General features: G+C 33.6%; 22 protein-coding genes. 2 read left to right on the forward strand and 20 right to left on the reverse strand.

The genetic code is table 11. The features are described 5' to 3' along the window. Positions 1–486: 486 nt before the first annotated feature. Complete coding sequence (locus CAR_RS07910) at positions 487–957, reverse strand: SRPBCC family protein (protein WP_013711187.1); 471 nt, start codon at positions 955–957, stop codon at positions 487–489. 34 nt (positions 958–991) lie between these two features. Further along, positions 992–1,153, reverse strand: coding sequence for a hypothetical protein (locus tag CAR_RS13235; RefSeq protein ID WP_013711188.1), 162 nt, complete (start codon positions 1,151–1,153; stop codon positions 992–994). Positions 1,154–1,454: 301 nt separating this feature from the next. Between CAR_RS13235 and CAR_RS07915 the strand changes: the two genes are divergently transcribed. Then, a complete protein-coding gene (locus CAR_RS07915; RefSeq protein ID WP_013711189.1) occupies positions 1,455–2,045 on the forward strand; it encodes a hypothetical protein in 591 nt (196 codons plus the stop codon). Positions 2,046–2,166: 121 nt separating this feature from the next. On the opposite strand, the gene CAR_RS07920 is transcribed toward CAR_RS07915, so the two are convergent. The 14 genes from CAR_RS07920 to CAR_RS07985 all read right to left on the reverse strand — a co-directional run bounded on the left by CAR_RS07920 (position 2,167) and on the right by CAR_RS07985 (position 21,035). Next, positions 2,167–3,474 carry a DEAD/DEAH box helicase gene (locus CAR_RS07920; RefSeq protein ID WP_148229449.1) on the reverse strand — a complete coding sequence of 436 codons (1,308 nt, stop codon included), beginning with the start codon at positions 3,472–3,474 and terminating at the stop codon, positions 2,167–2,169. A 160-nt stretch (positions 3,475–3,634) separates the two neighbouring features. After that, the gene (locus CAR_RS07925; protein WP_041556903.1) at positions 3,635–4,636 is read right to left on the reverse strand and encodes a Gfo/Idh/MocA family protein; all 1,002 of its coding nucleotides are present in this window, start codon (positions 4,634–4,636) and stop codon (positions 3,635–3,637) included. 78 nt (positions 4,637–4,714) lie between these two features. Beyond that, positions 4,715–6,208: a helix-turn-helix domain-containing protein gene (locus CAR_RS07930; protein ID WP_013711192.1), complete on the reverse strand. Its 1,494-nt coding sequence runs from the start codon at positions 6,206–6,208 to the stop codon at positions 4,715–4,717. Between the two features lie 729 nt (positions 6,209–6,937). Further along, positions 6,938–7,825: an aldo/keto reductase gene (locus CAR_RS07935; protein ID WP_013711193.1), complete on the reverse strand. Its 888-nt coding sequence runs from the start codon at positions 7,823–7,825 to the stop codon at positions 6,938–6,940. Between the two features lie 166 nt (positions 7,826–7,991). Continuing rightward, positions 7,992–8,837, reverse strand: coding sequence for a metallophosphoesterase (locus CAR_RS07940; protein WP_013711194.1), 846 nt, complete (start codon positions 8,835–8,837; stop codon positions 7,992–7,994). Positions 8,838–9,037: 200 nt separating this feature from the next. Beyond that, positions 9,038–9,721, reverse strand: a complete 684-nt coding sequence (locus CAR_RS07945) for a hypothetical protein (protein ID WP_083806893.1) — start codon at positions 9,719–9,721, stop codon at positions 9,038–9,040. Positions 9,722–10,007: 286 nt separating this feature from the next. Next, positions 10,008–11,792, reverse strand: a complete 1,785-nt coding sequence (locus CAR_RS07950; RefSeq protein WP_013711196.1) for a hypothetical protein — start codon at positions 11,790–11,792, stop codon at positions 10,008–10,010. A 113-nt stretch (positions 11,793–11,905) separates the two neighbouring features. Then, positions 11,906–12,565 carry a TasA family protein gene (locus CAR_RS07955; protein WP_013711197.1) on the reverse strand — a complete coding sequence of 220 codons (660 nt, stop codon included), beginning with the start codon at positions 12,563–12,565 and terminating at the stop codon, positions 11,906–11,908. Positions 12,566–13,167: 602 nt separating this feature from the next. After that, on the reverse strand, positions 13,168–13,668 hold the full coding sequence (locus tag CAR_RS07960) for a signal peptidase I (RefSeq protein ID WP_013711198.1): 501 nt from the start codon (positions 13,666–13,668) through the stop codon (positions 13,168–13,170). 100 nt (positions 13,669–13,768) lie between these two features. After that, positions 13,769–14,899: a carbohydrate kinase gene (locus tag CAR_RS07965; protein WP_041556435.1), complete on the reverse strand. Its 1,131-nt coding sequence runs from the start codon at positions 14,897–14,899 to the stop codon at positions 13,769–13,771. An 86-nt stretch (positions 14,900–14,985) separates the two neighbouring features. Continuing rightward, positions 14,986–16,449 carry a UDP-N-acetylmuramoyl-L-alanyl-D-glutamate--2,6-diaminopimelate ligase gene (locus tag CAR_RS07970; protein WP_148229402.1) on the reverse strand — a complete coding sequence of 488 codons (1,464 nt, stop codon included), beginning with the start codon at positions 16,447–16,449 and terminating at the stop codon, positions 14,986–14,988. A gap of 840 nt (positions 16,450–17,289) precedes the next feature. Then, on the reverse strand, positions 17,290–17,958 hold the full coding sequence (locus tag CAR_RS07975) for a P-II family nitrogen regulator (RefSeq protein ID WP_013711202.1): 669 nt from the start codon (positions 17,956–17,958) through the stop codon (positions 17,290–17,292). Beyond that, positions 17,951–19,441, reverse strand: a complete 1,491-nt coding sequence (locus CAR_RS07980) for a DUF1538 domain-containing protein (RefSeq protein WP_041556436.1) — start codon at positions 19,439–19,441, stop codon at positions 17,951–17,953. Before CAR_RS07980 ends, CAR_RS07975 begins: the two co-directional genes overlap by 8 nt. Positions 19,442–19,772: 331 nt before the next feature. Beyond that, positions 19,773–21,035 (reverse strand): mechanosensitive ion channel, encoded by a 1,263-nt coding sequence (locus CAR_RS07985; protein ID WP_013711204.1) that lies wholly within the window; start codon positions 21,033–21,035, stop codon positions 19,773–19,775. 204 nt (positions 21,036–21,239) lie between these two features. On the opposite strand from CAR_RS07985, the gene CAR_RS07990 reads away from it, so the two are divergent. Then, positions 21,240–22,604 carry an MATE family efflux transporter gene (locus tag CAR_RS07990; protein ID WP_013711205.1) on the forward strand — a complete coding sequence of 455 codons (1,365 nt, stop codon included), beginning with the start codon at positions 21,240–21,242 and terminating at the stop codon, positions 22,602–22,604. 374 nt (positions 22,605–22,978) lie between these two features. Here CAR_RS07990 and CAR_RS07995 read toward each other — a convergent pair whose 3' ends face one another. From CAR_RS07995 to CAR_RS08010, 4 genes are all read right to left on the reverse strand, one after another. Beyond that, entirely contained in the window at positions 22,979–23,854 is an 876-nt protein-coding gene (locus CAR_RS07995) for a DegV family protein (RefSeq protein WP_013711206.1), read from the reverse strand. 53 nt (positions 23,855–23,907) lie between these two features. Beyond that, positions 23,908–24,336: a DUF1801 domain-containing protein gene (locus CAR_RS08000; protein WP_041556437.1), complete on the reverse strand. Its 429-nt coding sequence runs from the start codon at positions 24,334–24,336 to the stop codon at positions 23,908–23,910. A 28-nt stretch (positions 24,337–24,364) separates the two neighbouring features. Then, on the reverse strand, positions 24,365–24,940 hold the full coding sequence (locus CAR_RS08005) for a hypothetical protein (protein ID WP_013711208.1): 576 nt from the start codon (positions 24,938–24,940) through the stop codon (positions 24,365–24,367). A 119-nt stretch (positions 24,941–25,059) separates the two neighbouring features. Then, positions 25,060–25,482 carry a VOC family protein gene (locus CAR_RS08010; protein ID WP_041556439.1) on the reverse strand — a complete coding sequence of 141 codons (423 nt, stop codon included), beginning with the start codon at positions 25,480–25,482 and terminating at the stop codon, positions 25,060–25,062. Between the last annotated feature and the right edge of the window lie 155 nt (positions 25,483–25,637).

Below are 25,637 nucleotides of genomic sequence, written 5' to 3' on the forward strand. Positions count from 1 at the left end.
GAAGCTCCAGAAGGCTAATCTTCTGGAGCTTTTTAGGTAGCACTGGAAATTGCTTACTATTCTTAAGTTATTTTTGGATCGGAGACTTTTCGTGACCGAAAAGTTTTCTATATTAAATGTATTATTATATAGAGACTGTCTAGTTCATATTAGTTAGCTCTAATTTGTTTGGTATGGTAGATGGAGCCTCTATAGATGATATTTCATAGTGAAAATTTGTTCAGAATGTTAAGTAGTGGCCCTCTAGTTACCATTTACTCGTAATAATTTGTCTAGAATGTTAAGTAGAGGCTCTCTAGTTACTATTTGCTCATAATAATTCATCTAGATTGTTAAGTAGTACCTCTCTAGAAGACATTTGCTAGCATTAATTCGTGTAGAATGATGAGTAGAACACCTCAAGCTCAAATATATTAAGTAGTTTACTGTCCTTTCACTCAAAAAGAAACCAGTGAAATGATAATCAATTTCTCTGGCTTCTTAATTTTATTTAGTTAGTTGTTTCTTGTATTCAGGATAAACCTTTTCCCATTTATCTTGTCGATTTTCGATAGTTTTATTGGCTAATAACAGACTAATCACATCTAAGCAAACATGCCAGCCTGCGATGTCCCGTGCTGTATGTTCAGTTACTTCTTTCATGTATTCTTTTAGCACTAAATGAGTACCTTCTGCATTTTCGCTTAAGTTAAATCGAATCAAATTTTCATCCCATGTAAATTCCCATACTGTTGGAATCTTAACTTCTGTTATCGTCATTTCTTCATAAGAACCATTTCCCATATCAAATAACAATTTTCCGCCTTCAGTTAATTCTTGAATCTTAAGTTCACTAAACCATTTCACTAAGTGGTCATTATCCGTCAACATTGTCCATACTTCTTCTATAGGATAAGGAAAATCACGGTGAAACTCTGCAACTGTCTCATCATTCGATCGTTTTATTTCTGCCAACATTTTACTACCTCCATTAGGTTTTTCTTTTGAACAGTTAGTCTTCTTTCTTTTCCCCTTTATTGTATAAAACAAAACCTAAAATAATCAACACTATGCCGATTCCTAAAATGAGTATGCGGTGTTCCTCCAGACCTGTGAGACCTAATATAACGGCAACAAATCCAATTGTCATCATAAACAATCCGTTCTTCAGCATGATTCCTCATCCTCGCCATTTTGTATTCAATCCTTCAGTCAATAATTGAATTTTCTTCTTCACATATCTATTTTCACCAAAATGAAAACGTGTGTCAACTTTTTGCTCTTATTTTGAAGGTTAATGTATAAATAACTCTTCCCCTTTATTTTAGAATGTGCTATCATACGGAAACGCTTACTTATCGCCGCTATATGCCCTTGTATCGTCAGCATGTCCATTAGCATATTCCTTTGTTTCTTTACTAAATCTTGTTACACTAACGTTAGCGAGTTTGACTAAATTGAGATGAGGTAGTTTGATGAAACAGTTAAAGGTAGGCCATTATTCCATTTTGACACACTCTATTCTTATCCTTGCTCTTTTTTTTGCTGGATCTGTTATTACTGGCTGTGGTACAACAGATGTAAACAGTGCTGATAGTGCTTCTATCCAGCAAAAAGAGTCCCCTGATTCTAAATCTAATACTGCGGTAACCACGCCACTCGAATCAACAACTATAAAAGAAGATGACGGTGTGATTACTTTTGACGATTTTAAAGGATATTGGGCTACTTTTGATTCAAAAGAATCCGTTCCTTTGCAATCTGATATCGGGAAATATACTGTTGCAATAACGGATGACTCCTTTATTCCAGGTGAATGGGGAACAACTTTAGGTGGTAGTGATATCCTTAGTTATACGATTGAGGGATCTATGCTAACGTTAGAACTTTATACGCCTGATTCGAATCTTGAGGGCAAAGACGAAACCTATTTATTAACACTAGAACTTGTCAAAAAAGACGGCTTGTTTGTTTTAAAATCAGCTAACGGATCGGTCATTTTTTACCCCGTCACCTCCCAAGAATTTTTAGATGCCGGTTGGAAAATACCTAGTGACAATTTATAGAATAGGCTATTCTATAAAGCCTTTAGATCTTAGTTTACTTTTTGAAACACTCTTTAAATCATTCCTTGAATAGAAAAAACGACTAGAAAATACATCACTGTATTTTCTAGTCGTTTTTGCCTTATTCGATCTCTTTGTTTTTTGTTTTTCTACGAGCACCCTTATTTTTGTCCACTTTTTTGCGGTGTTTCTTCTTTTTCTTAACAGGTTCAATGATTTCTTTTTTAGTTGTCTCAACGATTGGTTTAATAATCCTTTTTACTTTAACAGGTGCTTTTACTGCTTCAGATGTTTCCGGCTGTTCTTCAGACAACGGACGCTCTTTCACAATTTCTCCACCATACAAGTAGACTTGGCTCAATTTGATTTCCAATGAAGAAATCAATTTTTTGAATTCTCTTAATTCACGTTCATTGACCAAGGTCAAAACAGTTCCGGTTTTACCCATTCGCGCCGTACGGCCTGAGCGATGGATGTAACTTTCTTTCGTTTGCGGAACATCATATTGAATCACGTACGGTAAGTCTTGAATATCTAACCCTCTAGAACCTACATCCGTCGTTAACAATAATTTGATTTTACCATCACGAAATTGTTGCAAGGCTTGTTTGCGCTCTGTTTTGTATTTTTCACCGTGTAAAACAGCTACAGAGATGCCTTCATAATTCAATTTCTCAAAAGCCAATGTTAAGTTGGCAACATTGTTTACAAAAACCAACCCTCTAAAGTCTTTCATATGTGTCAATCGTCTAAGCGTCTCTACTCGTTTACGCGTAGGTGTTTCAATATACGCATGAAGGACTTCACCTTTAGATCGATCATCCTCTGTTGCATCGATCCATTCTGGTTCTACATTAAACCATTTTGTCAAATCTTGCATCAGTTCATTGCTGGTAGCTGAAAAGAAGCCCATTTGACGTTGTCCAGGCATTTTATTGACTAGCTTTCTTACCGTTGCCAATTGCTCTTGCTGCAATAATTGATCTGCTTCATCCAAGATAACCGTTTGTACCGTATGCAATTTTAATTTTTTTGTTTCAGAAATTTCAAAAATCCGACCGGGAGTACCGACAATAATTTCTGGTTTTTCTTTCAATTTATCCAACTGGCGATTTAAGTTCGCTCCACCAATGATAGTCTGACTACTCAACCCAATTTGGCTTGCCCACTCTTGGACTACTTCTCCCACTTGAATCGATAATTCTTGTGAAGGTGTCAAAATAACTACTTGGACACCAGCTTTTGGTTCAACTTGTTCTAAAGTTGGAAGTGTATACGCTACTGTTTTACCAGTTCCTGTAGGTGAAATACCCACCACGTCTTTTCCTATTTTTAGCGGTTCATAAACTTTTTCTTGAATAGCAGAAGGTTCTTTATATGCCAAAGCATCCCAATGCTGTTTAAATGCGGGTAAACTGTTTTCTATCATCATTTAGTCCTCGTTTCTTTACGTACCTGTTGCTGTCAGGCTCTATCATATCAAAATTATTCCGTTTCAGCTAACTTTTCTACTGTTATTTTTTTATTCCATCAAATTAAAAAAGGAAGCTCGAATAAATGACTCGAGTTTCCTTTTCGTTAACTTTGTTTTATTTTTCGTCTGCCGCAAAAATAATATCAGCATCTTTACGTAAATCTGTCATCACTTGGTTCACTTCTTGACTTAGCATCAACCATTCTTTGTATTCTTTTTGTTTAACAACGTCATCAGGGAAGTTGATCACATCTGCAAAGTCTTTAGCTTCATCCATCATTGGATTCTCAGAAGTTTTTTGAGCAATGCTTTCTTTCAATTTGGTTTTACGATCAATCACTTCAATGGTTGTAATAGATTCAATGCTGTCCATTGATAATGTTTTATTTAAGCCATAAATCTCAGCTGGCAAGTAAGAATTAACAATTTTACCGGCTAATATCGTTACATCAAACCCTTTGTAGCGTAAGATAATGGTTCCTTTTCCATCGACTCCTGTAGCAATTTTCGTACAGAAATAATGACTACTTTCCGGCATACCAAACCATGAAATCGCAGCATACAACGGATAAACCCCTAGATCTGCTAAAGCTCCACCAGAATAGTTTAAAGAGAAAATATTTGGTTCTTCTCCATTTAAAACAGCATCATAACGAGAAGAATACTTCATATATGCGAAGGTCGCACCTTGAAGACTTTCAATCGATTTCACTTCTTCTTTTACAATTTTAAAGTTTTCTTCGTGAACATGTCGAGCCGCTTCAAATAAAAACACCTTATTTTCTTCAGCTACTTGAGCTGCGGCGACCCATTCGCGCGGATTAGAAAAAATAGGTTTTTCAACAATAACATGCTTGCCTGCTTTCATTAAGGTAACGGCTTGTTCATAGTGCATGCTATTGGGTGATGCAACGTACACAACATCAATATCTGCATTTGTAGCAAAGGATTCTAAACTTGTTTCAAAAATAGTGGCATGATACGATTCACCAAAAGCTTTTGCTTTTTCAAGAGATCTTGAATATACACCAACTAATTGATACTCTTGTGTTGCAATCGCTGCATCTACAAATTGATTCGTAATCCAATTTGTTCCAATAATTCCTAAATTTAACACCATATCAACCCCACCTATTAAATCGTTTACACTTTAAGTGCAACCGTTTTTTTCTTTTATCATACCATATTATTTCACTTAATTGAAATGAGAATACGCATTTAACCAGTTGTCGCCATTCTCTTTAACCTGTTTGATATCAGATAGAATTTTTTTAATATTTTCCCAATTTCTTTCATTTGGAGCATACTCTATGCCGATAATTGGTATCTCTTTAGCAATCTTTTTCCTTACCTCTTCTACTTGAGCATCGGTCACCACAAGTTGTATTTTTTCATTCCCAAATTTTTCCTCTGCAAGACTATAGCACATTAACTCATTAGGAAAAAAACTTTTTAAGATTTCAGCTAAAAACAATTCATGAGTTTCGCCAAATTGGGAGATAATTAAAACACTTATTTTAGTTTGTAACTCTATAATTTGATTTGTTAATCCTTTCCAATGGATAATCAATAAATATAAAAACTCACTAATATCCTCGTTTTCTCTTGTAAACCATTCATCACTACCCCAGTCCTCTAGTTCAGTAATAGCCAATGTTATAAATGAATGATACATTTTATCTATATGCTGTAATGTATTTTTTGTTCGATTAACAAGAAAATAATTCTGCCCTTGAAATTCTCTTTTAAACACAATATGATGAAAAATAATCTGCTGTAACTCAGGTTTATTTGGCAAAATAAATTCATTTTTTTCAGAAAAGCGAGTTAAAAATAGATCAATTTGCTGGGATATTAGTACTAGTTCTTTAGATAAATGGGTTGATTGAAGATTTGGCTTCAAAAATCGATTGGTAAAACAAAATCCTATATAATGAAGTTCTTGCTTAGGTATGTTAAATGGTAGTTCATTTAGAAGTTCTTCTATACTGTTTAAAACATTCTTCTCTATTTTCATGGGCGGCGTATACTTTTCCAGTATATAGCCATTACTAATGCGTTCGAGGTTAATTAGTAAATAAAGAGAGAGTTTATTTTCGGTAATAATGGATAGCGTTATGTCCGTTTTTTTTGCGAGTTTATGTACAATTTGACTTACTTCATTAAAATTAGGATGTTCGTTTACAACTACTTTAGCTCCGTATTTTTCCCAGAAAAAAACACTATAAAAGTAACGAATTTGTTTCTCAGAACCGACTATTGTCATCGAATTTTTTTGAACACTTAATTTATATTGGTCAAGAAATAAATTAATCTGTTTAATGCTGCGTATAATAGAAGATGTACTAGTAAATAGTCTTTCAGCGTAATCTTCTATAGAATAGTTGGTTTCATTGTATAGACATTCTAAAAGTTGAATATTTAAATTTCTAGCTAAAATTTCTTGATAGACACTTTCCATTTGAAAAGTAGTTAGCACAATCAGCTTCACACCATGGTGATTAGACGTGATCAGTTTAATAGGAAGATGAGCGGATATATTGTAGTAATAGATGTCTGCCTTAACACTACGGACAGAACAATTTAAGCAAAAAGCTAACTCTTCAACTGTCCACCATTCATCGCTAGCATTCAATAATTCAATTAATTCTAAGCGTCTTAATGAACTCGAATCTATCAATAATCTCATGGTGATAATCACTCCCACGTTTTTATTTCAACTCATTCGACACATTTTAAACAGTTTTATTTGTTAGACAAAGAATCGTCTCGAATAGCAGACGATTCTTGCGAGGTACTCATAAAATGAGTTTTATTTGCGAAGAGGATTACGTCTATCACAATTTGGCATGGGGTATTGTGAATAGATGGGGGTAAGTGTAAATTGGATCAATGTAACTGATTAAATGTAAAAACCAATCGTACAGATAAGTTTGCCAGACAAATCGTGGGTATACGTGGTCATTTTAATGGAGAGAAAATAAACTTTAGGGTATTTAACTAGGTAATTCTAGGAGTTTAAATCAGGGTATTTTTAATCTTTTAGAATTAGGGTATAGGACCAGCTGGGGGTTCGGACAGTTGAACAAGAGACGGGGAAATCCTAAACAATTGTTTATTATTTTGTCGCATCACTCCTCTGATATTTAAGTAACATCAGTATAGCAAATTCTAATCAGATTTTCATTTCAAATCATGCACTACAACAGGCAAATTATGATTAAATTGCTATTTGACAAATATCTCTTATCAAACATTTGTCCTGTGTCTTTTTTAAAAAAATAAACCAATGAATAAACAATGTTTAAAAAGAACATCGTATTCATTGGTTTATGATTAAACCCCTATTAAATAACATCTTTCATTCAAAAATATTGATACTTCATTTATAAAATTTTTCTACCTAACTAAACTCTTATTAACGTCTAGATTTCTTTTCCCGATGGTTACGTGATCTCATAACTTCAGAACGAATCAAACTATTAGGATTTCGATCTCTATTTTGTTTATCTAAATTATTAATGGTATTCATATCCTCATCTGATAGCATAAAATCAAAGACTTCGATATTTTCTTGCATCCGGTCTTTATTGCTAGATTTTGGAATTGGAATAACATCTCGCTGAATATCCCAGCGTAAAGCAACTTGAGAAGCTGTCTTACCATATTTATCACCAATGGTTGTCAAATGGCGTTCTTTGCTGACATTTCCTCTTTTTAACGGGCTATAGGCCATAGTAACAATATTTTCAGAATCACAATAGTCGTTTAATTCCTCGTTGGGATGTCCTGGATAAACTTCAAACTGATTGATAGCTGGATTTACTTTTGCTTCTTTTAATAATTCAGATAAATCGCCCCTACTAAAATTAGAGACTCCAATTGATCTCGATCTACCTGATTCATAGATGTCTTCGAGTGCTCTCCACGTATCTATGTTTACTGCGTCATCTTTATCCGGCCAGTGGATCAGCAATAAATCAACATATGGTTGGTTTAACCGACTTAAACTTGCTTCAAAAGATTGAATAGCATTATCAAACCCAGCATCTGTTTTCCAGATTTTAGTGACAAGAAAGATTTCATCACGAGAGACACCTGAACTAACTGCACGATTGATTCCACGACCAACGTCTTCCTCATTATCATACTGTGAAGCAGTATCAATTAGTCTATAGCCCTTCATGATCGCTGAAAAAACGGCATCTTCAGCTTCTTTCCCAGTCATTCCACTAGTTCCTAATCCAATTCCAGGAATCGTGTACCCGTTGTTTAACGCCATTCTGTCTAATAAGCTTACTACCATAGTTATCCGCCTCCTAAACTTTGTGTTATCTTTAGTTTAAACAACAGTAGGTTAAACTTCAAAAGAAAACACTTACAAATCGAAAAAAGACACAGCATGAAGCACACAATAACTTAACTATTGTTATCTTCATACTTGTCTTTTCAGTTAGGTATTATTTAGTTTCTTAATGTAAGGTAACAACTACCATTTCTGGTCTATTGTTGACTCGAAACGGAAAAGTAGAATTTCCAATCCCTCGGCTAACCATCATCCGATATGCAGGCATATTGGGATCATAATAAATTCCATTGGTGAATGCAGGCAACTTCCCTTGACCTGGTGCAAACAAGCCACCTAGGAAAGGCAATCTAACTTGACCTCCGTGAGCATGGCCACTAAGCGTAAGAGCTGGAACACGTGTTAAATCCATTAAGTACTCTTCAAACAATTCTGGATGGTGTGCCAATAGAATACGTGGCTTTTTGCGCAATGATTCTTCAATGGTCACCTCTCTCAAAATAGGTTTTGGTGTATTCTCAAAATCTTCTTTCTCAGACAAACCCATTACTACGATTCCATCGTCTCCAATTGGTAGCCAATCTGCTTCATCAATCAATACTCGTACTCCAGCAGAGGTTAGGACCGTTTCCCACTTTTGCAAATGCCCTGAACCTAAGTCATGATTTCCAGTCACAGCATAAGTTGGAGCAATATCAACTAATGCCTTACAAAAAGATTCCAATTCTTTTTCTGGAAAATCACCCCGTACATCTATCAAGTCACCAGTCAATGCAATCATATCTGGTTTCTCTTTTGCGACTTTTCCAATTAACTGTTTTATAGAAACGCCTTGACGTGGAAAATGTAAATCACTTAACTGAACAATTTTTGCTCCACTTAATTTTTTTCCCGTGAAAGGTAATTTAATTTCAACTTGTGTTCGTTGTAGTTGTGTATTTTGTAGATGCAAATAAAGAACGGTAACTCCTATAATGGCTATAAATATACCAACTATTGTCCATCCTGACATGAATATTCCCCCTTGACCAAACCAAAACTAATTATTTTTTATTTACTGCCCTAATTAATTGATTCATTTATTGTAATAGTCTAGCACTATTGTATCATAATTTTCTTGGTAAAATGGTTACCAATGAATGGTTCTCATAAAAAAATAAAATGAAATTCGATTCCTTTATTAAAAAGAATCGAATTTCATTTTATTTTAAATTAGTTCGTATAAACCATTTTAGTATTTGTTAATCTATCAGCTTTTACTGATTCAAACGAATAATGTTCTTTGCCGCTTTTAATCTCAAGCTCAATAGCTTGGATTTCCTTTTCAGCATTATATGTCATTAATAAATCTATCAATCCTTTTGATTGAGTTAATATAGTATCCATGCTTAACCCATCTTCAATTGTTAGTTGAATCGTAAGGACGCCAGTCACTAAGTCAAAATTATTCTTGCTGACATCCCATTGTTTAGAAAGGGTAATGTCTGAGACCAAGGCTGCATTATGGTAAAAATGCGTCATTTTCACTCCATCATTCATTGTTTCAGCTTTATAATTTAGTTCCTTTTTTGAATTCATTTCTTTTGCAGAATCATAATAGGTTAAAACAGTCACTTCTTGGTGTTTTTCTTTTTTCAATTCATTTGCTTCTTCAATTAATTCTTCTTCAGTAACATCTGAAGAAAGACTGGATACTATAGGATTAATCTTTTCCAATTTTTCCGACTGAAAAGTAGTGCGGTAGGTGATGGCTAGTCCGTCTATTGTATTAGCGTAAATGGGTTGAAACAGATAGCCTAAAAAGAATATACTCCACCCTAGAAGTACAACTAAACTTAAACGAAGGTAAATTGCGTTCTTTTTATGTATATGAGTATGCACATTCGGATTTCTCATAAAAAACACCGCTTCCTATTATTCAATTTTAATCTATTCTTATACAGTTATTTTACTCTTTATACCAGAAATGTCACGTTTTATTTGTGTAAACATTGTATAAAGATTCTAAACAATTAATAAAAGCCCTTACATTTAAAATTACAATAATTAAAATAATCTTTCAACAAATTTTAAACCTCACTTATATAATCGGCACAAAGATTCAAATGTTAAGTATTATCTTTAAATAACATGAAAATAAGACCCTAACAGTTGTTAGGGTCTTTAAAATTTATTCACTTAATTATTCACTTACTTTTCCAGTGATTATTTCCTTGTCTTCTTTCGTTACTTCAGGGACATTTTCTTTTACTTCAATAATAGTTTCACTAGATGACAGGTCATCTGCCTCATCTACTTCTTGAGATTCATTAACCGGTTCTTCAACCACTTCTTTTGCGGTTTCTTCTACAGTTAATGTTGAACTTTCTACTTCCGTAGCCGAACCTTCTTCACTTTCTTCAATACTACTTTGTGTTATAACATCTTCTACTAATCGCTCTTCATTAAGAGAACTTTTTCTCAACATACTAGTATCTTTTTGTACTTCTAGTTTTCTAGATATAACCAAAGTATTACCTGTATCACCTGTGATTTTTACGTGTAAGGTAGCCTCATCCATTTTTTCACTGGAATTTAACCACAAAGAAAATGTTTTATCTGTATTTACCTTACTTGATACTAGCTTTCCATTCTTTCCAGTTATCTCAACATTAACTATTTCATTCTTTAATTGAACTTCTTTGAAATCTTCTGGTCTTACATATGGGGCTGAATTATAGTAAAGATGTTTAATAGATAAAACTCGTTCATTATCTGTTAAATTAATTGACAATTGCGCATAATTTTTTGGCGCATCTGGTATATCAGTATTTAAGACTAATCTAGTGGCAAAAAAATGATCATAATTATGGGAATTATCATAATAGTGATATTCATTTGATCCATACATACCATACTTTTGAATTTCAATATTTAAGCTTATAGCATATCTATCTTTATTTGATTGAGCAAGTGATGTATCTGGATTTGATGGATTATAAACATATTCATCTTCTAGTTTAAATGTAATGATTATCCCATGATGCTCTTCATTTAGTTCTATAGATTCTACTTTGATAGCTGCTTCGTTCGTTGTTAATTTAGAAACAATAAACATTTCTTTAGTTTCTTTTGTACCATTATTTTTAGTAATGATTTTTGTTAAAGGTTCACTTTCTGGCAACTGAATATATAACATAGCTTTGTTTAAATTTTTAATTTTTTTTGTTTCTGAATTAATTGTTTCATATGTTTCACTAAAAAGCATTTTCATATTTTCTAAACTATAGGTATAATTTCCATGCACAGCATTAATAAATGTTCTTTCAGCTGGCCAATAACTTTCTTTTTCAACAACTTCAGGGATAAGCGAAACAATATTTTCTATTGTTAACGTATCAGAAAACAAATTATCATTCGCATCTAAAGCATTCGATTGAATCAATCTAAATGTAACCCTAATTTTCACCTTTTCTTCTTTAGTAGGAATACTACTTTTATACGAAATACTTACTGGTACTTTACCTACTGAATCAGGATCAATAACGACATCACTACCACTCGTATTTTTCACAAAAGTATAGCTATCTGAGTTTAAATTTGTTCCAGTTGCTTCTACATTATTTACTGTACTTCCTAAATCAATTGAAATGACCATATTTTTTAGTTCATCAGTTGTCAATATTGATTCATCTTCTTTTGTCACATCTATTTTATAAGCTAACTTCGCAGACAAACTTCCTTTATTTACAAGAATACTTGTAGCAATTTTAACTGACTCTCCTTCAGTAAATTTAACTGAATCAACAATTTTAGTTTCCTTTGGATCTAAATTAATGGTTCCAAATTCCAACTGAATTCCTAAAGTTTGATTGACTGTATCACTAAACATTGCTTTTACAGGTATTGAAGGGGATAACATAAAAAAAGCAAAGCAAAACAAACTTATTTTTACTAAACCTATTAAATCTTTCTTTATTTTCCTCATATTATCCCTCCTCTTCCTCATTCTAAGCACAAAAAATTCTGAATAAAAAACGATTAGATAACTATCCTAACCGTTTCTAGTAAACTATAAATTAAAATTTTATTTAGTATTTTTTAATTTTTCACTATTTGATTGGCTGTAATTTTTAGATTTTCTTTCAGAAAGTCCGAAACAACTAAATCTAAATTTTGATTCCCTGCTTTTTCTTTAGCTTTTGTATTAATATTAAAATCAGCAGCAGCATTTTCATCTACTTTAATTACAACAGTATATGTTGTTTGACTATCTTCACCAGAATTTGCCTTAAGCACTAATTTATTTTTGAAATCTTTAATAGTAATAATAAACGGAGTACCTTTAATTGGGTGCTCACCATTTATTTGTTCTTGAGTTAATGAATCTAATTTTAGTGGTTCTTTAGTTGGATTCATTTTTCCGCTATATTCTAATGTCACGTTTGTATCAAGAGATCCTGTATTCTTAATAGTATAGTGTCTTGTAAAAAAATCTCCTGGTTTAACATTTTTAAACGAGTAATTTTGTGTCTTTTCATCTTTACCTAACTTATTCAAGTCAGTACCAGCTGCCGTTGGTACCCACTCTGAATCTTCTGTGCTTATTTCTACATTGCCTAGTTCTAATACGATATTTGCTTGTTGTTTTGCACTATCTGAAAAGTAAGCCCGAGTTCCATATGCTGCCACACTGATAATTAATAATGTCCCTAGTAAAATTGGTAATTTTTTCATTCTGCTTGCTGATGCTTTTTTCATTTTTATGATCTCCTCCGTTATTTTAATTGTTTGCTTGTTTCCAACACTCGTAACTATAATCCCGGATAAAAAAGAAGTCAAACAATATAGTATTTATTCAAAAAAATAAATATTCATCATCTAAGATGTAACTTTTGTTTCTAAATACTCAAAAAAAAATCACTTTGATATTCAAACAAATTGCATTATGATGGCCTTTCACGGAGTGTTTGTTATATTTCTGTACAAGAACGCATGTAATACTAAACAGATTCACGACATTTGTTTATAGATAAAAAGTATAAAATGAATATTTAATGAATAAAAAAGTTTTATTCTCTATCTTTTATTAGCATTAACTGTTATTTTATGAAAAAATGACTATTTTTTTGTATGAAGTATAAAAATTAGGATAGACACTTATTAGTTTTATTTTTTTTAATCATTTTTTTGCCCACGATAACTAGATTAATTCCTAAAAAAAAAAAGCAAAAAAAATAGAAAGCAGATAATTTATCCACTTTCTATTTAATAAAGACGCTTACTATTGCATAAATATTTTTATGTCTAAAATGTGACAATTTAATACACAGTCATTTAACAAACAGTTGTTTATTAATTAATCACTCTACTATTTCATCCTTTGTTGTTGGATTAAGATAAAGGTAGATAAGATAGATTCCCATTAAAGCGATAATTACTGCAAAAGCAATTGGTTTTTGCAAAAACGTAATGACATACCCAAAGTATGGAATTAGTATTTTTTGAGTTCCTATATAAGACTCCGCTATTACAAAACCTTGATCTTGGATATTGTTAGCATCACCTTTTGTTACTAATCCATCAGCTGTTCTGTCCACTACTCTATGCGTGACAAGTTCTTGATTGTATTGAAATGTAATAATATCTTTTTTATTCACGTTATCAAAAGGATCCATTTTAACAATGATAAAATCGCCTACTGCTATTTTAGGTTCCATACTTCCGCTTACCACGGTATATCCTTTGTATCCAAATAATCCGCTGCTTTCAGGAGCAGAAAAGAAACTGATTCCAGCAATCGCTACAAAAATAAAGACGACTATTACAGCTATAAAGGTTCCAATAGTTTTTACTATTTTCATGTTATTATTTCCTCACTATCTGTACATTTATATTAAAGATAGCACATCTCCGCTATTAATTCTATCTCAGTTCTTACCTACCTGAACAAAAATCATCCACTTATTCGTAAAATACTTTATCAATTAAACACCCATTATATTCATTTTTCAACTGACTTTTAGACAAATTAGGTCGAACGACATACAAAGACTGAGATGTATGGTAAGCATTTGTTAATCCTATCATGATACTTTCAGTTATAGATTTATCCTGTAGACGGTTAAATACGAGACCCGCACAAAAAGCTTCATTCATTCCCCAATTATAATGGTCATTTTGTTCACTTGAATAATTAAAAATATGAACACCATCTTTTTGAGATCCATAAGCAATTTTGGTGCTTCCTTTAGAGACAAAAACATGTTCAGGTCCTTTTCCATTATTCAACCATTTTTCTACAGCCTCTTTTAAATCGTCATCGGTTTTGATGATCATATTAAAATGAGCCTCCGTTTCACTGCATTTCGTGATTAGTACATTTATTCCTTCTAAATAACTAGGTAGATTCGATAACCTTTGAACAGATACAGTTAACAAAGCAATAGGTACCTCATACTTAACGGCAAAACTAATTAAAAATTCAATTGTTTCCTTAGGACAGTTTAAATCAATAATGATGTACTTTGAACGTTTTAAAACTGATAAATGCTTATTGATCCAATCAGGTGTCATTTTATCAAAAATATCTACTTCGGCTAAGCCTAAGACCATTTTACCGTCTACACCAATTACTTCCATAAATGTTCCAGTAGGACATCCTTCAATTGAATCGACAGCTTTAATATTCATGAAATGTTCCGAATGACTTTCAATCATCTTCCACTCAGCGTCATTTCCAGCAACCGAAAACAACATCACTTTTTCTTCTAAACGACCTAAATTTTCAGCAACATTGCGTGCGACACCCCCAACATTTGTACGAGATTGCACATTATTTGATGTTCCTTGAACCAACGCATCCTTAACTAAGTATCGACGGTCAATATTCGCTCCACCAATGCAGATAATTGGTTCTTCATCATTTAACACATATGCCTTACCCAATAAATAGTCTTTTTTTACAAGTCCTGAAATGAGATTTGCTGTAGCCGAACGCGACAATCCAATTAAATTTGCCAGCTCTTGTTGGGCTATAAAGGGATTTTCACGAATGGTTTCTAAAATTAGTTTTTCCTTTTCATTAAGGCTCATTGTAGTTTTCCCTTCCTGAGTTACATTTTTGTGATTGTTTAAATTTAATTCGTTCATGAACAAAACAAAAATTGATTGCTTAATTATTAATGACCTGACGTTGATAGTTTATTTTTTTGCAAATACAGAACTGTTTCTTGATCAGATTTTGTATTTAAATTATAGTTTTCTTTGTACAATTCATGCCCCTTACCTAATAATAAAACCCAGTCGCCTGGTTGCGCATCCTTAATGGCTTTTTGTATAGCTAGTGTTCGATCCATGATAATACTCGTCGAATCTTCTACTTGGCATTCTTTTTGAATCATTACATAATCTGTGTACAATTTATCAATCGTTGAACCAAAAAGTTCCGTTACCGTTAGAATAGACGAGTCACTCAAACGAGTCACAATTTCAAGCATCGCTTTTCGTTTAGATGTATCACGGTTACCAGCAAACCCAAATACTGTGATAATATGATTCGCTCCATTGTTGATAGCCGTATTGATTGCTATTTCTAAGGCATCCGGTGTGTGCGCATAATCCACAACTACTGTTACATTGTTTTCTAAATGAAAGAGTTCAAATCGTCCTGAAATACCTGTAAAATCTGACATATACGGTTTAACCTTTTCATATGGAACTCCTAACTCATGGACTGCACAGCTAGACATAGATAAATTATACAAGTTATGCATCCCAGGTAAAGGTGTACGTAGACTATACTCCATATTTTTATGCATTACTGATACGTCGTTGAGTTCTTTACTTAAAATTTGAACATTACTAAATGATTGTTCGCCTACTGTTAGAATTTTCTTACCTTCTGCAGTCAAATGCTCGATTAGTTTTAAGCCCCAACTGTCATCACTATTAATGATTGCTGTTCCATTTGGTTTAAGTTTTTGAAACAATAACGCTTTGCATTCAAAATATTCTTCCATAGTATTATGATAATCCAGATGATCATGTTGTAAATTATTAAATAGAGCATAATCAAATTGAATCCCTTCTAAACGGTCTTGTTCCAGTCCTTGAGAAGAGACTTCCATAACAACAACTTGATCTGTTGACGCAACTAATAATTGATTGATTGTTTTCGCATTAGGGGTTGTATTAATAGTTTTGATTTTTTTACCGTTGATTTCATTGTGGATGGTTCCAATCGAGGAAACACTATAACCTTGTTTTTCTAATAAATGTTTAATAAAGAAACTGATCGTTGTTTTACCATTTGTTCCAGTAATCCCTATCATAATTTTATCTTTTGAAGGATCTTTATAAAATAATTTCGCAACTTGTCCCAGTGCTTTTCGAGCACTTTTTACTTTTAGATAAGGAACCTCTAAATTCATAAGTTCGTTTTCTCCGATAATTAAAATAGCTCCATTAATAATTGCTTGTTGAATATAAATGTGCCCATCTTTCTTATATCCTTTTATTGCAATAAAAACATAGCCCGGTTTGATTTCATTTGAATTATCGGTAATCCCTTTCACTTCTAATGACTGATCCAAGGTGTCGCTGTATTCTAAATGACCCATTGTTAGCATCTCTTTTATTTTCATTGTGATCAGCTTCTCCTCTTTTCCTTTGAATACATACAAAGTGAAATTGTATTTTTTATTCTTTTGATTAATAAACACTACTTATTACGAGTTAAATCATTTTTCGTAATAATATTCAGTAGATATTCACTATCTTAACCTAGATAATGCTTAAATTCAATTTACTTACCTTTTTTATAAAAAAATAATAAATAAAATAGATTTCTATTCAAAGTTAGCCTAATTAAGGTTTATTGTGTCTATTTAAATAGAAAGCGGTACTGAGTTGATCAAACTAAGGCTCGTTACATCAACTTAGATGGTAATCGATTCTGAGATAATCGAATTAAGGCTCGTTACTTCAACTCAAATGGAAATTGAATTTGAGTTGATCGAACTAAGGATTGTTGTACCTACTCAAATGAGATTCTAAGTTGGACCTGATAGTAATTTCCCTTCTCACTGTCAAATCCGGTCCATTTCGGAAGCAGTGGCAGCCTATCGCAAATCGGTTCGGTAAACGATAAACTCGCAAAAATTTATTTAGTCTTTGACTATCTAACGGCTATTCTCCTCTTGATGAACTATTTTTAAAAATACACTCTAAGATAAATAGCTGTATAGTTAAATTAGTATTTGTATTGAATAATCTACTGTAATAAAAAAATCACAGAGAAGATAAAGCATCTTCTCTGTGATTCTTCTTTGTTTTTCTACGGAGCTAAACGTGACTCTTCGCATCCTTCTAGTTGAGTTCCGCACTCCAGACTTTCGGAAAAAACGTAATTCTTTCAGGGATGAAACATCCCTTCCAGAATTCCTTGTTTTTCTGTCAAGTCTAAGCGGTGTGCTACACATCCTTTAGAATAAGCCTCTTGTGTTGGTTACGTCCATAGTGAAGAGTACACCGTTTCCAGGTTGTTCGATTTTTAGTGCATTACTGATGGATGCTACCACGGCATCTGTGGTGTGTTGTTCTGTAAGGATCATCACTACTTCTTTTTCTGGTTCAATATCCATTGAGAAAAGTCGGCTAGTCTCGTGACTTCCAGAACCACGAGCATTGATGATTGTTCCTCCTTGAGATCCAGCTGCAACGGCAGCATCGATCACTTCTTCAGCTTGTCCACGATCTACAATTGTAAAAATAGCTTGATGCATAATATCCTCAACCTTTCTGCCGTGAGCATCCGTTTTATAGACGCAATTTCGGTTTCCTAATAAATTCGCAATAGGAATCGTAAATGCAATTCCTCTATTTCTTTTTTTTAATTGCAATTTTTCTGTTAAAGCATCTAATGCTGTTTCAGCCGTTTCTTTACGTGCAGCCATAATTAAAACTTCTTTTTTGACATCTTCTAGTCCAAAAAATTTCAATGCTGAATTAGACGCTGTACCTAAACCTCGAAAAACCGTTCCTCCTGATACGCCATTCTTTTTAGCAATTTGCAGAGCTTTACTACCCGCACCATTATTCACTACTAAGCATAACAAATCATAATCCATTCCTTCAATAATCGCGTTACTCATTCGATCGGAGTCCTCCTTTACGAGATTTAATTTTAAACAATATACCAAGTATTTCTAATGTGATAATCGGCATCATAGCCACCATTGCGATCATACCAAATCCATCTAATAAGACATTTGCTCCTTCAATCGATTCAGCTGCTCCTTGTACAAAGGCCAAAATAAAGGTTGCTGTCATAGGACCTGAAGCTACTCCACCAGCATCAAATGCCATTCCGACAAACATTTTTGGCGTAACATACATCAATCCTATGGCCAAAATATATCCTGGTAAAATGAAATGCCATAATTGCAACCCTGGAATTAAGATACGAATCATTGATAAAAGAACCGCTAATCCAACACCAATGGATAAAGCTGTTAAAACCACTTTTCTCCTTACATAACCGTTCGTGACATCTTCAATTTGATGAGTTAAAACGTATACAGCCGGCTCGGCTAATATGGTTACAATTCCTAATACAAAAGCTACGATTAATACATAAATGCTGTTGTCTAATGCAGCTACAGTATATCCTACCACACTTCCAACTTCCATGAAACCAGCATTTACTCCAACTAAGAAAATAACTAAACCTACAAAAACATAGAAAGCTCCTTTTAGGATTTTCATTAACTTTTTCTTTGATAGTTTCAAGAAAAAGACTTGGTAAATCAAGAAAATACTGACAATAGGTACTAAAGCAATTAATATTTCTTTTGTAATAGTAGGAAAATGATGAATAAATGGTGCAATCACCGATTTAGACCCTGTTAAATCTACTGCTAAACTTCCTGAAAGTTCATCTTGTCCGCCAATAATGTTCATCAGCATGACAGCTATAATGGCTCCTGAAGAAGAAATGGCTACTAAACCAAAGCTATCTTTTTCAGATGCTTTCCCGTCTTTTTTCAAATTTGATACACCTAATGCTAACGCCAGCATGAATGGTACTGTTAGTGCACCTGTAGTAGCTCCCGAAGCATCAAACGCCATTGCTAGGAATTCATTTGATGTAAATAGTGCTAGTAAAAAAATAACAAAATAAATTCCAGTCAATAATTTGTATAACGGAATATTAAACACAATTCGCAATAAACCAATGGTCATCATGACTGCGATCCCAATAGAAACATAAATCAATATGCTCATATTGTCGATAACGCCTCCAGTAACATCCGCAATTTGATTAGCTAAAATATGCAAATCGGGTTCAGCGATTGAAATAAAGAATCCCAGCACAAGTCCAGCGATAACGACGACCCAAACTTTATTGCTCTTGGCGACTCCTTTTCCTAAATTGGTTCCAATAGGGGTAATTCCTATATCTGTTCCTAATAAGAAAATAGCTAACCCAATAACCACAAACAAAGCACCCAATAAAAAGCGTAACAATAAACTAGTCTCAAGCGGTGCTATGGTAAAATTCAGTATTAAAACGATCACAACGATCGGTAATACTGACAGTAAAACTTCTTTAAATTTTTCTGTAAGTATATTCAAATAAATGGCACATCCTTTCTAACTTTGGTAATTATGTCTTTACCTAATGAGGGTTGCTGAAGAAAACAAAAAGATTAATAAATTGAATTAAACCCTTCTTTTTTGAACGTTCAAAGACCTATTTATCTAAGCCGAACTTTTTTTTTGCTTTCATCAACTACCCATGCAAGTACCTACTTCATTACCTATCTTTAATTGTACCATAAGATTTACCAGAATTAAAATCTGATTAATTTCACTTACTTACATAATCTATTGAGTGCATAATCCATTTAAACAGAAAAAAAGCCGAACTCCTAAAGTTAGAAGTTCAGCTTTTTATTCAACTATTTTATAAAGTTGGACCTTTATCATCTGTTGATTTGTTTTCTTTTTCCATTTTTTTATCTAATTTTGCTAATTGACTTTTAGCAAAGTCGCGTCCGCCAATACCAAATGCAATTGCAAAGGCAACTGACAAAGCTCCTAAAATTAAGATAAACGCCAAGTTAACAATGCTTATAGCAAATTGTAATTGGTTTAGTGCCATAAAGACTGATAACACGATTAGGATGTATTTCAAAATTTCGCCAGCAAATTTGTTGCCAGTAGATTTTGAAATGAATCCACCTAAAGCAGTTCCACCTACAACACCGATTCCTAAAATGATTAAAGCACTAAGAACAAGTGGTAAGTAAGCAATCACTGCTGCACCAATAGCATTTAGAACTTCTAAGTTTAAAACATTCAATGCTTCAACTACGAAGAATACGCTAATAACAACTGTAACTGTTTGGCCAATAATTTTAGCTAAATCAAAATTCATATTTCCTGAATTTTTTACATATTTAGTTAAACCATTGATGCCAGTACTTGAAAGTAAATCTGTCAACAAATTACCTACAAATTTAGCAATAGTGATACCAACAGCTAATAGAATTACAGCTACGATGATATTCGGAATAGCAGCTAATACTTGGTCCAATACACCTACGATTGGACGTGAGATAGATTGAATATTCAAAGTTTCTAAAGCGATTGTTATGATTGGAATTAAAACAACAATATATACAATGTTTCCTAATACTTTAGCCATTGTATTCTTTGGACTAGCACTAGGAGTTGTATTGTCGTCTGAACCAGGACTTGTAAATTTAGAAACCCATTTATCAACATTTAGAGTTAAAGCTAAGTTGTAAACAAGATTTTTAACAAACCGAGCAACAAACACTCCAACTACGACAATTACTGCTGCAGCAAGTAAGTTTGGCAAGAAGTTTAATGCACTATCAAACATATTTGAAATCGGTTGAGCAACTGCATCTAATCCTAACATGCTTAAAATACCTGGTAAGAACAATAGCCAAATTAAGAAATAAAGTACTTGTGCTAGAGAATCGATGGTAGTGTCTGCTTGTTCCTGTGAGTTAGTTACACCCCATTTTGTTAATAGCCGATTAAACCCGACTGCTTTCAGCCCTTTTTGCACAGCTTTTTTAACTAATGTGGCCACAATCCAAGCCAGTAATAATAATAAGATTGCACCTAACAACGTCGGAAGAAAATCCAAAAATGAATGTAATCCTGAGTTGACTGTTTCTGTTACGTTGTTCATATCCTCATCTCCTTTTTTTATTTGTTTCTTTACATTTATTAGTATAGCGGATGTATTTTTTTAAAGAAAATAATACGCATTATATATTTCACTCATTTTATACAAATATAGCCTAAATATTATTCTATCAGTCTTTAATCCACTTATCTCATTGACTAAAAATACAATCATTGTTATATTTTTAAGAGTGTTTACATAAATATAATGAAAAGAAGGTGTAAAATTATCAAAAAAAATCGGCTTGAAACAGAATCTATTCCAAGATTATTGGCAGAATTTTCGATACCAGCAATTATTGGGATGCTGGTTAATGCTATTTACAACATTGTGGATCGAATCTTTATTGGTAATGATCCTGTACTAGGATCTTTGGGACTAGCTGCTGTTTCAATTACTTATCCTGTTACATTGGTTTTATTGGCATTTGCCTTAATGGTAGGTGTCGGTGGATCGACTTGTTTCTCTATTAGCTTAGGGAGAAAAGAAACCGAAAAAGCTAAATTCTTTTTAGGAAACGGAGTTACGCTAGCTATTCTCGCAGGACTGTTGTTTATGATTTTAGGAAATATCTTTATTGAACCCATCTTGCGTTTGCTGGGTGCTAGTACAGCTGTTCTTCCCTACGCAAAAGATTATTTGAGCGTTATTCTATATGGAGCTGTTTTCCAAAGTGTCGCTATGGCACTGAATAACTTCTCAAGAGCCGATGGAAATCCTCGTGTTTCTATGATTAGTATGATGATCGGTGCTGGATTTAACATCGTATTTGATTATATTTTTATTGTTCAAATGGGTTGGGGTATGAAAGGCGCAGCATATGCTACGATTGGTGGTCAATTTCTTTCAATGATCTGGCAACTAGCTTACTTCTTGGGGCCTAAAGCAAATATTCAACTGGTTTTCCAAAATATGAAGTTGAAAATTGCATATGTAAAAGAAATATTAACGACCGGTATACCGGCATTCTTATTGCAAATCGCGAATAGTGTGCTGAACATTGTCATCAATGCTAGCTTAGTTACTTATGGTGGCGACATTGCTATTTCAGTTGCTGGTATCATAACTAGTGCAACAACCATTATCATTATGATGGTTTCAGGATTGGTTCAAGGTCTACAGCCTATTATTAGTTACAATACCGGAGCAGATCGAACCGACCGCGTAAAACAAGCATTGAAAATTGGTAGTATTGTTGGTGGAATTATCAGCACGACAGGTTTCTTAGTTTTTCAGTTATTCCCTGACTTCGTTATTACATTATTCAACCAAGAACCAGCTGTTGTTTCATTAGGAGTCGAAGCAATTCGCATCTGGACAGTAGCCTTTCCACTTGTAGGTATCCAAATAGTATGGGCAAGTTATTTTCAAGCAGTCGGAAAAGTTCAACTGGCCAGCTTTTTAAACTTGGCTCGTCAAATCATCTTTTTGATTCCTTTAGTTCTCCTATTGTCTTCTATTTTTGGTCTTTACGGTATTTATACCGCTGTCCCGATTGCTGAAGCATTAGCTTTCGTTGTGACCTTTATCTTTTTAAAGAGTCAGTTTAAAACGACTCAACATCCGCTTTAATAATTTAATTGATCTCATTAAAAGAGGGCGAATCAACTGTCGCCCTCTTTTTGTCGTATTTGCTGCTTGAAAAATCAGTGCTAATCTGATTACATATATCAAATATACTATTTTTAATGAGTAAGGCTGTAAAATGAACTTTTATGGACAAGTTGAGCTCAAAATTTCGTTCACTCTTCCATGAGGAGCGGTTTCATAGAAGAGTGAACAAAAAAACAACCGTCACTTGTCCATCAAAACTGGTTTCTCGGCAAAGTGACGCACAAAAACCCCCTCACTTATCCATGAAAAAGAGATCCGCAAAAATTATCGTACATATATTGATAAAGCATGCAAAAAAACGAGTCGAGACGTATAGTCTTGACTCGTTTTTTTTAGTTTTGATACCATTCTGGGCGCTCATCAAAGTAAAAGACGCCAATTCCACCAATACCAATATGAGAACCTAGTACCGCCCCAATTCGGAATACTTGAGTTTGACAGTTTGGCAATTCTTCTTTCAATTTCGCCTCAATTACTTTAGCTGTTTCTTCATCATCACCATGGCTGATACCGATAGTTTGATCCGTAAAGGTTCCTAAACCATTTTTAACATCTTCAATTAATTTTTTGTAGATTTTTTTCTCCCCACGAACTAGTTTATGCATTTTAATAAAACCATCGTCAACAATCAAGTACGGTTTAATATTTAACGCTGTTCCTACATACCCCGTAGTTTTATTTACACGGCCGCCTTTAACCAACCAATTTAAGTCCCTTAACGTAAATTTGTATAGAACATGGTCGATGTTCCATTCCGTTTGACGAACAATCTCGTCAAATGGCTTCCCAGCTTCGATCATTTTCAACGCTTGAAGTGCAACTAGTGCTCCACCGCCTGCCCCTCCTCTTGAATCAATTAAAGCCAATTTTCGTTCTGGGTGTTTTTCTTTGTATTCTTCCATAATCTGATGCGCAAATTGGTACGTTCCAGACATTTTTGATGAAAAGGAAAGATAAATCATATCTTCATTTTCCTGAATCCCTTTATCCAATACTTTTGTCAGAGACTCATAAGAAATTTGAGAAGTCTTTGGCACATTTCCAGACCGCATTGCCTCATACACAGCGTCCACTGTGATTTCTTCGCCATCCAAATACGATTGATTATCAAGTATTATGCTAAGTGGAATGACTTCGAAATCATACTTCTGTTCCATTTCTAAGTTACGATCAATAGTTGTGTCAATAATTAATTTTGTCAATTTCATCTCACCTTATCTTTGTGTAGTCATTGCTACTTCTTATTTCGTTGCGTCTGATATTACTTTTTATCCGGGTAAGTTTCTTTTATATAATTCACGCTGTCCTGTACTAATTCTTTTAGCACCGTTAGATCAATATCTGCTACTTTTTTAATATACAGGCAGCCTTTTCCCATTTTATGTTTGCCAATTCGACTTAACTTTTCTGCTCTTTTTTCATCATCTGGTTGAGAAAGGTAAATACTGATTTGAGCTTTTCTAGGAGAAAATCCAACTGGAGGTGCATCTCCCTCATGCCCACTTGCGTATTTGTAGTGGTAGTGACCAAAACCAATAATGGCTGTTCCCCACATTTTAGGTTCATGACCCGTCTCTTCACTAAATAATTGGATCAAGCGATGCGCATCTTGCCGTTTCTGCTCATCTTCAATTTCTTCTACAAACTTCGAGACATTTGCTGACGTTTCTTGCGTTTTATTTTCAGTCATTTCATCCACCTCTTCCAAATTAGGTCAATTAGTCGTTATTGTTTCGTTTAATCCATGTTGTCGCTTCTTCAACAGTGAGCATTTGAGTAAAATAGTGGTTCCACACCGAAACTAAATGATTTAGGTCATACCTGCCATAAATTTTCCGAGCATTTTCCAGCTGTCTCAAAAAGAGAGTACTATTTTCTGATTCCTCATTAACTTGATTTGGACTCGTTTCACTTTCAATAGAGGAAATGAGTTCATTTGGTAGAATGAGTGTTACTTTACTATTTACTACATAGGCAAATAGGTACCCAGATTCAATAGCAGATTGAACGCTATTAAGTGTTTCATAGGATACATCTTGCAACGTTCCATTGTCTTCGGTTGCAAGTATTTGTAGTGTATTTGAATCTAATTGTCCAAAAAAATTTGCTGCATTTTCAATTATAATCGATTTTAACTGCTCAATAATTTTAGTCTTTGTATAACTTTTCTTCATTAATAGCTGTTGATTTTCAGCAATTTGAAGCAATTGATCCTTTTTATAAGCCTTCAAATTATTTTCCAATTTATGATTCGGCATTCCTTTGATTAGCGTTATATTATGTATTTCTTTCATTTTATCTGAACTCCTATACTCTACTATCGTCTATATTCATTCTACCTCATTTAAACCTATTCGTAAAATAACCAAAAAAGACACGAGAAAACTTACCTTCTCATATCTTTTTTCACTATTTAGATGTCCATTGCATTCATATCCATATACATGATTTCCCATAAATGTCCATCTAGATCTTTAAAGCGACGATAATACATCATGGCTTCTTCTTCTTTACTCAAAGCAGTTGTTTTATCTTCCGCTCCATTTTTAAGTGCTGTATTTACGAGTTCATCAACTGCATCCTTTGATTCCACTTGTAAAGCAATAATCGCTTCATTTTCTTTTGACGTATCCGTTATTCCTAGGTGGGTAAAACTTGTAAAGAACTCTTCAGTTAGCAACATCACAAGAATCGAATCAGAGATGATCATGCTTGCTCCTTTATTATTTGTAAACTGCTCGTTAAATTCAAATCCAAGTGCTTTAAAAAAATCCATCGATTTTGTTAGATTCTTAACAGGCAGATTAACAAAAATCGCTTTCACTCCAACAGTCATTTTCCACACCTCCTTTATATGTAAACCGGCGCTTACTTTCATTTGAATTGACTTTATTCACTATTAGTATACTCGTAATACTAATTATTATCCAAACACTTGTCTTCATTTTTTTCAACCCCATTTGTTATAAGATAGGCGTTTTGTTTGATTCT

Source organism: Carnobacterium sp. 17-4, assembly GCF_000195575.1.
Lineage (GTDB): Bacteria > Bacillota > Bacilli > Lactobacillales > Carnobacteriaceae > Carnobacterium_B.